We start from the raw sequence: 13,024 nt of genomic DNA on the forward strand, positions 1-13,024 counted from the left end.
GATTGGTTCGGGCGTCTGCGGATCGAGCACCGGGATGAGGGATTGATGTTGTGTCTGCCGGGAGCGTTCGAGTGGCCGCTGGAACATTGGCACAACGATACGTTTCGCGTGCAGGTGCGGGTCAGCGGCGTGGATATGTTGCAGTTCTTCCTGAGCTTCAAGCTCGACGAGCGACGTCAGATCCGTTCACTCGACTCGGGGTGGGAGGCGTTGGGCAAGAGTTTCGCGCCGGTCAAAGCAACCCTCGCCGGTGCTCCTTACGATGTGATCGTTGCCGGCGGCGACGTTTACGACGGTAGTGGCGCGCCCGCCCGCAAGGCCGACGTGGCTATCAAAGGTGATCGCATCGTGGCCATCGGCCAGTTGCAGGGATCGCAGGCGGCGCGCGTCGTGGACGCTCGTGGGCTCGCCGTCGCGCCGGGCTTCATCAATATGATGAGCCAGGCCACCTATTCGTTGCTGGAAGATGGACGCAGCCAAAGCGATCTCCGCCAGGGCGTCACGCTGGAACTCCTGGGCGAAGGGGTGACGCCGGGCCCGCTCAACGAAGCCATGCAGGCACGCATGCGCCAAGACATGAGCAAGCGCGGCGTAGACGCGAAATGGACCACGCTCGGACAATTCATGAAATTCATGGAGCAGCGGGGCATCTCGACCAACGTTGCGACCACCGTTGGCGCAACCAGTGTGCGCGAGTACGTCATGGGTTACGCAGATCGCAAGCCGACTCAGAGCGAACTCGAGAACATGCAGCGCTTGGTACGAGAGGCGATGACTGAAGGGGCTTTTGGTCTGAGCTCTGCGCTCGCTTACGTGCCGGGCTCCAACGCCGATACCGATGAGCTGATCGCCTTGGCGTCGGTGGCGGCGGAGTACGGCGGCATCTATGTCTCGCACATCCGCGACGAGGGCGATCATTTGGTGGAGTCCGTGGAGGAACTCATCCGCATTGCTCGGGGCGCCAAGCTTCCGGCGGAGATATTTCATCTGAAGGCCATCGGGGTGCCCAATTGGCCGGCGATGGGACGAGTAATCGAACGCGTGGAGGCGGCGCGTGCTGAAGGTGTGCGAGTGTCGGCGAATATGTATCCGTACACCGCTTCGGGCACCGGCTTCGATGTGGCGATGCCACCGTGGGTGAGGCAGGGTGGTGATGAGGCCTGGTTCGCGCGCTTGCGAGACCCAGCGACTCGCGCCCGGTTAGTTCAAGAAATGCGGTTGCCGTCGACCACCTGGTCGAATCGCTTGATCAATGCCGGTTCGCCGGAAAACATCATGATTCTGGGTGTGAGAAATCCGCAGCTGGAGCCGTTGGTCGGTAAGACGCTGGGTGCGATTGCTCGGCAGCGCCAGACATCCATTGAAGACACCGTCATCGATCTGGTCATCGAGGACCGCAGTCGGCTGTATGTGGCTTACTTCATGATGTCGGAGGACAACTTGCGCCGGCAAGTCCGTTTGCCCTGGATGAGTTTCGGCTCGGACGGCGAGTCCACGACGGCGGCAGGGGAAAGATTGAAGTCGAAGGCGCACCCGAGAAGCTACGGTACTTTCGCTCGTGTGCTTGGTCACTATGTGCGTGAGGAAGGTGTGATAACGCTGGCAGAAGCTGTGCGGCGTTTATCGGGTCTGCCGGCCTCGACGTTGGGGCTGCGTGATCGCGGTACCCTGCGCGTCGGCAACTATGCGGACGTGGTCGTCTTCGATCCGGCATCGGTCGGCGATCGGGCCACTTTCGATAGCCCGTACGAATATGCTCGCGGCATGCAGAGCGTCTTTGTCAACGGGGTGCAGGTGCTCAAGGACGGCGAGCATACGGGGGCGACGCCGGGCCGCTACCTGCGCCGAGGCGGCTAGCTGGATCCTCGAACATCGCCCGTCCTGGGCCTGTTGCCGCGTCGGGATTGGCTCAAGATGAGCCATGCACAGAATCTCCGTGAGCCGCAGAGTTGCCGCAGGATTGATGTTCCTGTGGGGCGCGGTTGCCTGCGTCGAAGCAGCGACCCAGCAAGTTTCATTGCAGCGGCTCGATGCTTACATACAACAGGCACAGCAGGACTGGCGCGTTCCCGGCGTAGCGGTGGGCGTGATTCAGAATGGTGCGGTGATCTGGTCGAAGGGCTACGGCGCCAGGGAAATCGGCAAGCAGCCGCGAGTCGATAGCGGCACCTTGTTCGAGATCGGTTCGCTCACCAAGGCGATGGCCGCGGCGTCACTCGGCATTCTGGTCGATGAAGGCAAGCTCAGCTGGGATGATCCCGTGATCGAGCATTTGCCTTCGTTTCGTGTCGCTGATCCCTGGCTGTCACGGAACATTACCGTACGCGATCTGGTTGCGGGCCGCAGCGGTGTGGAAGGCGGTGCTTACGCCGTTGTTCCGATGGATACCAAGCAAGTGCTTCGTACCGCCGTTCATGTGCCATCACGCGGCGCATTTCGCGACTCGTTGCTCTATAGCAATGTGATGTACGACATCGCGGGCGAATTGGTCGCCGAGGTCTCGGGCATGAGCTGGGGTGAATTCGTCGAGCGACGAATCTTTCAGCCGCTGCGTATGGGCAGCAGCCGTGCCAGCGCCGATACGGCGGGAATCTGGGATGCGGCGTATCTCGCACCGAGCATGTACGGGCAAGCACCGGCAGGCCGAGCGGGAATCGAAAATGCGCCGGACGCCAACGTGGCGATGCCTCATTGGCACACACCTCAGGGCTTGAAGGCGTTGCCATGGCAGATCTCGCAAACCGGAGGCAGCGCGGCTGGGTCCGTGGTCGCGAATCTCGACGACATGCTCAAGTGGGTGCAGTTCAATCTCGGCGACGGCCCGCCGCTGTTGCGAACGAGCACGTTGAGCGAGCTGCACACGCCGCAGATCTTCGTGCGCAAGTCGCCCTCAAATTCGTTCAGCCTGGTGCAACGAGCCATCGACCAAGTCAGCCCGAGCGAGTCGACGGCGGCGTATGCCATGGGATGGTTCGTGCAGGATTACCGCAAACATCGCATGCTCAATCATGGCGGCGCGCTGCTGGGCGGCTTGTCGGTGATTGCCATGATTCCGGAGCGCGATATTGCCGTGGTCGTGTTGGCCAACAGCTACGGGCGTGATGGCATGGGATTGATGACCTGGGCCATCGCGCTACGTGCGCTGGATGTGCTGCTGCAAGTAGAGCCGCACGATTGGAGCGGCGAGCTACTGAATGTCGTGAAGCGCAGAGACGTCGAAAGCGCAGCCGAGCAGCAGCGGGTTGAGCAATCGCGTTTACGTGGCACTCGTCCCTCGCTGCCGCTGCAAAGCTACGTCGGCGAGTACGAGAATGCCGAGTTCGGCCGCATTCGCGTGGACCAAGTAGGCGAAGGCCTGGCGCTACGGTTGCCGGGCGTATTCGACTGGCGTCTGGAACATTGGCACAACGACACTTTTCGCTTGCATGTGTCGACCAGCGGCGTGGACTTGATGCAGTTCTTCCTGACGTTCCAAGTCGACCAGGCGGCCAAAGTGCGTTCGTTCGATGGCGGTTGGGGCGTGCTGGGAGGCCGGTTCGTGCCCACCGTACAACGGCCCGAACCGAACTAAGACACGCCAGCTCGAGCCATCCTCATGGCTTTGAAAAATAAATTTTGTAGCGGCCCCATGACGCCATTTCCCTGTAGTAAGGCGCGGACGATCGCGCCATCATGCCGTCGTGGATCGTCTCAGCTCCTGGTTCGTTAGCAACGTCAGTTGGCTCAAAAACCAACTGATCCGGCGGGGTCGTGCCCGCGCGGACGCTGAAGACCTGATCCAGGAAGGCATCCTGCGAGTCTATGAGTATCGGGCGAGGGGCGGGCAGCTCCGCGAGCCCGAAGCGGTGCTGGTACGCACAGTCTCCCGGCTCGCCATCAATCAACGCCGCGATTCGCATCGTGATCTTTATACACAACGCGTGTTGGAGGACCTGGCCATCGCCGATCCGGCGCCTCGGCCGGAGGAAAGCCTCGACATGCAGCAACGACTGGAGCAGGTGCTGCGAGTGTTGGAAGCCGTGCCACCGCGCACCCGCGAAGTGTTTCTCCTACATCGGCTGGCCGGTGCCTCACAAGAGGACATCGCTCGGCAGTTTGGTATTTCTGTATCCGCGGTCGAGAAGCATGTGGCGCGTGCAGTCGCGGCGCTGATTACCGAGAGGCTGAAGGAATGAGTGCCTCAGAAAACAATCCATCGAAGGCGCAGATCGCAGAAGCTGCCGCTTGGGTGGCGCACCTGCATGGTGCCAAGCGTTCGGCCGGTTCCAATCGCGGTCTGCAGTTGTGGCTCAAGGAAGATCCGGCTCGGCAGCGGGCTTGGGAAGTGGCCACCGAGGTCTGGGACGAAGTCGGTAATCTGCAGGGTGCGGCGATTGCCAAGGCGCTGGACCAGATTGCGCCTCACCAGGCCGATCGGAAGAAACAACGTGCGCGGTTCGTCGCGCTGGCTGCGGCTGCCAGCCTGGCTGCGCTTGCGGTTTTGTTCTGGCTGCGCGGCGCTGGCGTTTCCACAGGAATTGGAGAGCAGCGCATTCTCGCGCTGGCCGATGGCACGCGCGTCACGTTGAATACCGACACGCGCATCGTCGTCGACTATGACGAGACCAATCGCACGGTCGAACTGAAATCCGGCGAAGCGCGTTTCGACGTAGCCAAGGAACATCGTCCTTTCCTGGCCGTGGCCGGCGATCGTCAGGTGAGAGCGCTCGGCACGTCGTTCGTGGTGCGCTATGAGCCCGAGCAACGCACGACCGTCATGCTAGTGGAAGGAAAAGTGTCGGTCAGTCCGCGCAAACAGAGCCACCCGGCGCTGGCTGAGGTCGTGACACTTTCGCCTGGCCAGCGTCTCACGTTCGATACGAACGCTGCGCCACGCATCGATCGGCCATCGTTGGATGACGTGATCGCGTGGCAACGTGGTCAGGTAGTGCTGGAGGGCACGCGTCTCGCGGATGCCGTAGTGGAGATGAATCGTTACAGCACCAAGGTGCTGACCATCGAGCAGCCTCGGGCCGAAGATCTGGTCATCAGCGGCGTGTTCCAGTCGGGCGACTCGTCGAGCTTCGCCAAGGCTGTCGCCTATACCTATCATCTCAACGTCGTCACCGAGGGTGACACCATAACGTTGAGCGGCAATCCGCAGGCGGCTTATCGTAAGCGCTCGGAAAAATAGTTGCGGTCGCCGTGAGGATTCGCGGAGCCCACGTGTCTTAGTTCTCCGTCGTCAAAGCAACACAGCAGCCGCAATGAGCTGCGACGGGGAGATAACTATGTATCGCAGTTTGCAACAAACCGCATCGCTGTTGACCGCCACGGCTTGTGTGCTGCTGGTCGACGTCGCTGGCGCGCAATCCGCTATGGTGGAGCTGGATTTGCCGGAGCAGTCGCTGGCGCTGTCTTTGAACGCTGTCGCAGCCGCCACGCATATCAATGTGTTGTTCGATACCGCTGAGATCGCGGCGTATCGAGCGCCGGCGCTGAAAGGCAGAATCGGTGTAGATGAGGCGTTGTCCAGACTGTTGGCAGGCACTGGTTTGACGCATCGTTTCCTCGACGCCAAAACCATCGTGCTAGCGGCGGGTGGCGGCGAGACGGCGAGTCAGGTGCCGGGTGCGAGCGGCGAGTTGCAGGCCCGAACAGCGGACGCGGATACGTCAGCTGACCTCGATATTCGCGGCATTCCCGAAGTGCTGGTCAGCGGATCGCGCATCCTCAACATGGATGTGAGGCGTACGCAAGATGATCCACAGCCGTATCAAATACTGGACAGCGTACAGATCGAACGCTCCGGTGCGGTCAGCGTCGAGAGCTTTCTCAAGCGAGGTCTTACAGCCAATACCTCGGTGCGCTCGAACGGGCAGATCAATGCCAATGCCAACGGCAATTCCAGCTCTGTCGATTTGCGCGGCCTGGGCACCGCCAGCACGTTGATTCTGATCAACGGCCGCCGGGCGGTAGGTGCCTCGGCGTTTGGCGAGAACATTCAACCTGATCTGAACTCGATTCCTCTGGCGGCCATCGAGCGCATCGAGGTATTGCCTTCGGCTGCCTCGGCCATTTACGGCGGTGCTGCCATGGGCGGCATGGTGAACGTCATTCTGAAACAGAACTACGACGGCGGCGAAGCGCGTGTGCGCTACGAGAACACGTTCGAGGCGGATGCGCCCATCCGCGAAGTGGATCTGACCTACGGTACGTCCTTCGAAGACGGGCGCACCAATGTGCTGGTGGCCGCGCACTATTCGGATAGCGAGTGGCTGGTGAATGGCGATCGTCCGGAGTTGCTGAGCAGGGGTGTCGCTCGGGTGCTGCAGAACTATCCGGCGCTACTGCGCTCGGCCACCAATCCGTTCCATGTTGGCACTACACCGAACATTGCCTCCGTCGATGGTAGCGCGCTGACGCTGCGAGATGGCACAGCGCTGGGCTCCTCGTTTACATACATTCCCTCGGGATTCTCTGCCGGATCGAACCCGACTGCGCTGGTGGCCAATGCCGGAAACTACAATCTCAATTTGGCCAATGTTTCCAATTTCCGTACCGGCCTCGCCCGGCCGCTCGGCAGCGCGCCTCGAGTAAACTCGGTGATGGCAGTGGCGCGCCGGAACATGACCGATGACCTCGAACTGTTCACGGAGTTTTCGCTGAGCAAGAACACGGCTCGCGCGCTCTTCAATCCGCTGTTCGGCAACTATGTCGTGCCCGCCAGTGCGCCGACCAACCCGTTTCAGCAGGCCGTCAGAATTAACATCCCCGACGTCGCCAACGCCAATCGCTACGAGACTGAATTCACCAGCCGGCGTGCCGTGCTGGGTTTCATCTACGATCTGCCGGGCAGTTGGAAGATGGAGAGCGACTACACCTGGAACTCCATCGACAACCGCGTGCGCAGCGGCTTCATCAATCTCGCCGGGGCGTTGGCCAGCGGCGCTGTGAATCCTTTCGTGGATACCTTGGCATTTCCGCTCGATCTGTCGCAGTACATCTCAGGCGGCGATGGCCCGTACTTCAGCTCCAGTTCGTATCTGCACGATGTAGGCCTCAGATTCGTGGGCCAGCCCGGACGCTTGCCTGCCGGCCAGCCCACGGTGACCATCGGGTTGGGATATCGCAAGGAGGGCATGGATGCGGCCCGCGAACGAGCGAACTATCCAGCTGTTCCCGCGGGCAGCTTTGACAACATCTACTATCCGCAATCTCAACACGTCTACAGCGCGTACGCCGAAGGGCTGATTCCGTTGGTGTCGCGGGCCAACACGGTTCGAGGCATTCATGAGCTCGATCTGCAGCTCGCGGTGCGCAGCGAGCAGTACTCGGTTAACAGCAGCACGGGCGTTGGCACTTTCGGCTCGACCGATGAGCCTGAGCGCACGCGCACTCGTTACACGCACACCAGCGGCACGGCTGGCTTACGTTACGAGATCGTCGAAGGGTTGACTGTGCGCACCAGTTTCGCGACCGCGTTCTTGCCGCCGACGTATTCGCAGTTACTGCCTGGTCGGCTGGTCACGAGCGGCGTGGTCTCAATCATCGATCCACGTCGAGGCAACACGGTGACCGATGTGCAGGTCATCCAGGGCGGCAACTCGGAGCTGGAGCCGCAGGTAACCGACAATTGGAACGTCGGCTTGGTCATCGAGCCGGCGTTTGCACCTGGCCTGCGCATCAGCGCGGATTGGTTCCGCTTCGAGCAGGACAACGTCATCATCGATCCGACGGTGCTCGCCATCGTCAACAACGAGAGCAGATTTCCATCGCGTATTACGCGTGCGGCCGTCGCACCGGGCGATCCATACGGTGTCGGTCAAATTACCATCGTGGATCAGAGTCTGATCAACGGCACGCGAGCCGAGATCGACGGCATCGATCTTGGTGTGTTGTATTCGCTGCCCACCGCAGCGCTGGGGGCTTTTCAGTTCGCTGCGAATGCCACCGTGTTCCAGCACTACAAAGTGCAGGACGCCATCGGCTCGCCGTTGGTCGACAAAGTGAATGAAGTGGCCAACGGCGGTCCGCTGAAGTTCAAGGCCAATGCGTCGCTGGCCTGGGATCTCGGGCCGTGGAGCGCCGGCTGGTCTTCGTACTACTTCGGCTCTTACGACCAGTACGATGTCGGCACCACCATCTATGTGACCGCGCAGGGTGGCGAGACTGTGCCGAGCCAGGTCTATCACGATGTGTTCCTGGCGTATCGCGTCCCGGAAGCATTCGGCTCGCGTGCCGGGCAGATTCTTTCCGGCGTCAATGTGCAGCTGGCGATAAAGAATCTGTTCGACGCCGCGCCACCCTTCGATGCCTTCTATCAAAGCCCGGCGTACTACAGCCCGTTCGGCGACGCCCGCATGCGCAGCTACTCGCTGACCGTTTCCAAAGAATTCTAATGGCGATCCGAATGAACACAGAATCTCGCTCGGCGGGCGCGCTGCTTGCATTGGTCATGGGTTGTGGGTTCGCGGTCGCGCAGGCGCAAGGTACGCTGGCGGACTATCAACGGGCCGAACAGTTGTTGCCTTGGAACGCGCGCAAGCTGGTGCTGAACGCAGCACCCGAGCCGCACTGGTTGTCGGATCGTGAGGCGTTCTGGTATCGGCAGCAGACCAAGGACGGTGATCGTTTCATGCTGGTGGATGCGCGTACTGGCAAGCAGACACCAACGGCGGATCCTGACCAGGCAGCGTCGAACGAAACGCCCGAGTCCGACCCAGTGCTGTCACCGGATGGGCGCTGGTCGGCTCACATCAGCAAATACAATTTGTATCTGCGCGACACCGCTTCGGGTCGAGACACTGCACTGACGCAGGATGGCGAGACGGCATACGACTACGCCAGCGCGCCCGGCAGTCCCGATCCCGGCATCGTGTCCGGGCTGCTCGGCAGAGTGCGACCGGCGCAAGTGCTGTTCTCGCCGGATTCCAGGAAGTTGCTGACCTATCGTCTGGATCAGCGCCAGGTGGGCCAGCTGCATCTGGTGCAAACCAAGAACGGCAGCAGGTCGGTGCTGCACTCGTACCCGTCGGCGTTACCGGGCGATGAATACGTGCCGCAATCCGAGTTGATGCTGTTCGATGTGACTACCGGACAGCGCTTGCGACTGGATGCTCCGAAGTTGCCGACCATGTTTCATTCGCTGCTAGAGGAAGGTGCGCGCTATCGCAAGATGTGGTGGAACGATTCCAGCACGCGTGTCTACTTCATCGAGGATCAGCGAGGCTACAAAGGCGTCCGTCTGTACAGCGCCGACGTGCGCACCGGTGAGACTCGCAAGGTTTTCGAAGAGCACAGCGATACCTACCTCAGTCTCGATATCACGGTGCGCCTGATCGACGACGGCAAGCTGATTCTATGGGCGTCGGAACGCGATGGCTGGAATCACTTGTACTTGATCGACAGCGAGACTGGGCAGATCCGCAATCGCGTGACCGAAGGCGCCTGGGTGATGCGCAGTGTCGAATGGATCGATCAGCGTGAGCGCTGGATCTACTTCATCGGCTCGGGGCGAGAAGCCGGCCGCGATCCATACTATCGGCATCTGTATCGAGTTCGTTTCGATGGCTCGGGCTTGCAGCTGCTCACCCCGGAGAACGCTGACCACGACCTTCAGTTCTCGCCCTCCGGGAAGTTCTTTACGGATACCTACTCGCGCGTGGATGCCGCACCGGTCTCGGTGTTGCGCTCGGCGAAGGGCAAGTTGGTCAGCAAGTTCTCGTCGGCAAACATCGATGCGCTGCTGCGGACGGGTTGGAAATTTCCTGAGCCGTTTACCGCGAAGGCTCGCGATGGTGTCACCGATATTTATGGCCTGATTCTGCGGCCTTCGAACTTCGACCCCGCGCGCCGTTATCCGGTGATCGACGACGTTTATCCGGGGCCGCAACACGCAAAGGTGTTCAAGTCGTTCTCAGTTGAGCCGCCGAGCGCGTTGTGGGCGCAGGCGACTGCTGAGCTTGGATTCATCGTCGTGCTGATCGATGGCAAGGGTACGCCATATCGCTCCCGCGCCTTTCGGGAAGCTTCATTTGGAAACATGGGCGAGGCCGGCGGGCTCGAAGACCACATCGCGGTGCTCAAGCAACTGGCCTCGAAGTATTCGTTCCTGGATCTGGATCGCGTGGGCATCTACGGAAACTCCGGCGGCGGCTACGCGACCGCGCGCGCCTTGCTCAAGTATCCGGAGTTTTACAAAGTCGGCGTCGCGGCGGCGGGCAATCACGACCAACGAACTTACATCGCGCCGTGGGGCGAGCGCTGGCAGGGCTATCCGGTGGATGCGGAGAGCTATCGTCTGCAAGCCAATAGCACGTTAGCTCAGAACTTGAAGGGCAAGCTGCTGCTGGTCCACGGCGACATGGACGACAACGTGCCGGTGGGCAACACGCTGCAGTTGGCGAACGCGCTGATCGAAGCCAACAAAGACTTCGACATGCTGATCCTGCCGAATCGCGATCACGTGTTCGCCGATGTGACCAAGCCCGAAGTGGCGACCGCTCGCGCCAAGGCTGGCATCTTCGAGGCCGACCCTTATTTCCTGCGCAAGCGCTGGGACTACTTCGTGCGCTACTTGCTGGGCGTCGAGCCGCCTGCCTTCCGTATTCAACTAGAGGAGTGATCGATGCAAGTATCTCGAAGCGCCGCGACAGAGTTTCGCGGGCGAGTGTTCGCCGTACTCGTGCTGTTGCTAGCGGGCATCGTATCCATCGAGCAGGCAAGCGCGGCGGAGCCCTCAGGGCCGCGCGTCTTATTGATTCACGACATGGAGGGACTGTCCGGTCAGAACGATCCCTATACCTTCTTATATGGACATCCGGCCTATCCCAAGGGGCAGGCGCTGCTGATTGCGGACGTCAACGCGGTGATTGCGGGACTGTTCGCCGGTGGCGCCGCTTCCGTGGTCGTTGCCGATGGTCATGGCAGCGGCAATCCTGGGCCCGACATTCTGGTGGACCAGCTGGACAAGCGTGCCAGCCTGGTGTCGCGCGACCAACCGTTCGACGCCTATCTCGATCTCGCCGAACAGGGCGCCTTCGATGCCGTTGCCGTGGTCGGCATGCATTGCAAGAGCGGCAGCGGTGGCTTCGCAGCTCACACCTACACCATCGGTATGAAGTTATTGGTGAATGGCCACTCCATCACCGAGACCGAGTTGGTCGGATTGTTGTATGGCCGTGCGGGGATTCCAGTGATCTTTGCTTCCGGCGACGACCGACTCGCCGCCGATCTCAAGACCATGCCTTGGCTGCAGTATGTGACCACCAAGAAAGCCAAGAGCGCTGCGGATGCCGAACTCTATCCGGTGGCACAAGTGCACGAAGCCATGCGTAAGCAAGCAAAGCTCGCGGTACAGCGATTGAAATCGGCGACGGTCATGAAGCCTGAAGGGCCGTTGCAGATCGCCGTGCGCGCGGTGCCGCCAGCAAACATGCGATGGCTGAAAGTCATGCCGGGCGTGAACTACCAGGACGAGACGGTTTCATTCGTGGCCACCGACATGGCAGATGCGTACCGACGTATGAGGCCCATCGTCACCGCGCTGTCGTTCTCGTTCTCCGATGCGGAGCTGACTGCGTTCAAGGCGCAGCCGAATGCGTCGGACCTGGAGTTCAAAGGCATGGAAGAGCTGTATCGCCGCTGGTTCGCTGCTGAATCAGGCGAGGCGGCCACCGTCGCCGCTCCGACTGCGCCTGCCGCGAAGACCCAGTATCACGGCTTCCATTGAGCGACTGACACGGCGCAGACATGAAACATTCGATACCTGTCGCTACGGCGGCGTGGGCGCTGCTGCTCATCAGTACCACCGGCTTTGCACAGAACAGCGCGACGGATCGGCGCAAGTGGATCGATCCGTCGACTGCCGTATCCGATGATCCGCGCAGAGTGCCGGTTGCTCCGGGGCCGCAAGGCCCGGCGGGTACGATTGTGCTGCGTGGGGGCCGCATCTTCGACGGTACGGGAGCAGCCGTGCGTGATGCGACGCTCGTGATTGAGCGCAACCGGATCAAGGCGATTCTGCCGTCCACTGAGACGTCATGGCCGGCCGATGCACGAGTCATCGACGTGACCGGCAAGACGGTGATGCCGGGCTTGATCGATCTGCACACTCATCTCACCTATAGCGAACCGGGTGTCGGCGAGGTCGAAGCAGTGGAGGACAGCTCGGCCGCGTTGCGTGGCGTGGAACGATTGCGCTACTACATCGAATCGGGTGTGACCACAGTGCGCGATGTGGGTGGTCAGTCCACCGTCCCGTTTCGTTTGAAGAGCTGGGTGGCGGAGAACAGAATCCCCGGGCCTCGGGTATTTGCAGCCGGTCAACTCATTACTGGTACCGGCGGTCACAGCGCAGAGGGCCCGACGCATGGCTCCTGCGCTGCCGGCCCTCCCGGCAGAACGCGTGAGGCGTCCGGTCCAGACGATTGGCGCCAGGCGGTGCGAGAACAATTCAAGCGTGGTGCGGATCTCATCAAACTTGCCAGCCACTACTCACGCGAAGAAGTTCGGGCCGCAGTGGAGGAGGCGCATGCACTCGGCCTGCGAGTGACCGTGGATGCGGAAACGTTTTATATCCAGTGGGCGGTCAAGGCGGGTGTCGACGCGGTGGAGCATCCATTGCCGCGAACTGATGAGACCATTCGCTTGATGGCCAAGCAGAAGGTCGATTCGGTGCCGACCCTGGTGCCGTATCTGTACATCTTCGCGCAAGAGGGCGGCTATTTCGATTCGACCTCGCGGCGCTTTACCTTCTCCAAGGACGCCAACCTGGAATTGTTTCGCCGCTTGAAGCGTGCCGGTGTGCGCATGGGCGTGGGTACAGACCTCGTGTCGGACTGGTTCCGTTATCTGCCACAACCCTACATCACGGAGCTGAAGCAGTTCGTCGCCGGAGGCTACTCGACGTCGGAGGCGTTGGTTGCAGCCACTCGCACCAGTGCCGAGATTCTAGACATGGCTGACAAGCTCGGCACGCTGACTCCCGGCAAACTTGCCGATGTGCTGGTCGTCGACGGCACCCCAGATTTGAACCTCGATG

General features: G+C 61.0%; 8 protein-coding genes. All 8 read left to right on the plus strand.

Features of this window, described 5'->3' with window-relative positions:
* Positions 1–1,857, plus strand: a 1,857-nt coding sequence (locus JNL55_RS26535) for an amidohydrolase family protein (protein ID WP_293861602.1), incomplete at its 5' end; no start/stop codon positions are given.
* Between the two features lie 64 nt (positions 1,858–1,921).
* Positions 1,922–3,571, plus strand: a complete 1,650-nt coding sequence (locus JNL55_RS26540; protein ID WP_293861605.1) for a serine hydrolase — start codon at positions 1,922–1,924, stop codon at positions 3,569–3,571.
* Positions 3,572–3,680: 109 nt separating this feature from the next.
* Positions 3,681–4,175 (plus strand): RNA polymerase sigma factor, encoded by a 495-nt coding sequence (locus JNL55_RS26545; RefSeq protein WP_293861608.1) that lies wholly within the window; start codon positions 3,681–3,683, stop codon positions 4,173–4,175.
* Positions 4,172–5,173, plus strand: coding sequence for a FecR family protein (locus JNL55_RS26550; protein ID WP_293861611.1), 1,002 nt, complete (start codon positions 4,172–4,174; stop codon positions 5,171–5,173). The genes JNL55_RS26545 and JNL55_RS26550 overlap by 4 nt, the downstream gene beginning before the upstream one ends.
* Before the next feature lie 97 nt (positions 5,174–5,270).
* Positions 5,271–8,381, plus strand: coding sequence for a TonB-dependent receptor (locus JNL55_RS26555; protein WP_293861614.1), 3,111 nt, complete (start codon positions 5,271–5,273; stop codon positions 8,379–8,381).
* An 11-nt stretch (positions 8,382–8,392) separates the two neighbouring features.
* Positions 8,393–10,606 carry a S9 family peptidase gene (locus tag JNL55_RS26560; protein WP_293861617.1) on the plus strand — a complete coding sequence of 738 codons (2,214 nt, stop codon included), beginning with the start codon at positions 8,393–8,395 and terminating at the stop codon, positions 10,604–10,606.
* A gap of 3 nt (positions 10,607–10,609) precedes the next feature.
* Entirely contained in the window at positions 10,610–11,713 is a 1,104-nt protein-coding gene (locus JNL55_RS26565; RefSeq protein WP_293861620.1) for a M55 family metallopeptidase, read from the plus strand.
* Positions 11,714–11,733: 20 nt separating this feature from the next.
* Positions 11,734–13,024, plus strand: a 1,291-nt coding sequence (locus JNL55_RS26570) for an amidohydrolase family protein (RefSeq protein WP_293861624.1), incomplete at its 3' end; no start/stop codon positions are given.

This window comes from Steroidobacter sp. (assembly GCF_016790065.1).
Lineage (GTDB): Bacteria > Pseudomonadota > Gammaproteobacteria > Steroidobacterales > Steroidobacteraceae > Steroidobacter.

Bases quoted from the DNA above. Each gene is read 5' to 3' on its own strand.
- JNL55_RS26540 (WP_293861605.1), top strand. From the start codon at position 1,922: ATGCACAGAATCTCCGTGAGCCGCAGAGTTGCCGCAGGATTGATGTTC.
- JNL55_RS26550 (WP_293861611.1), top strand. From the start codon at position 4,172: ATGAGTGCCTCAGAAAACAATCCATCGAAGGCGCAGATCGCAGAAGCT.
- JNL55_RS26555 (WP_293861614.1), top strand. From the start codon at position 5,271: ATGTATCGCAGTTTGCAACAAACCGCATCGCTGTTGACCGCCACGGCT.
- JNL55_RS26560 (WP_293861617.1), top strand. From the start codon at position 8,393: ATGAACACAGAATCTCGCTCGGCGGGCGCGCTGCTTGCATTGGTCATG.
- JNL55_RS26565 (WP_293861620.1), top strand. From the start codon at position 10,610: ATGCAAGTATCTCGAAGCGCCGCGACAGAGTTTCGCGGGCGAGTGTTC.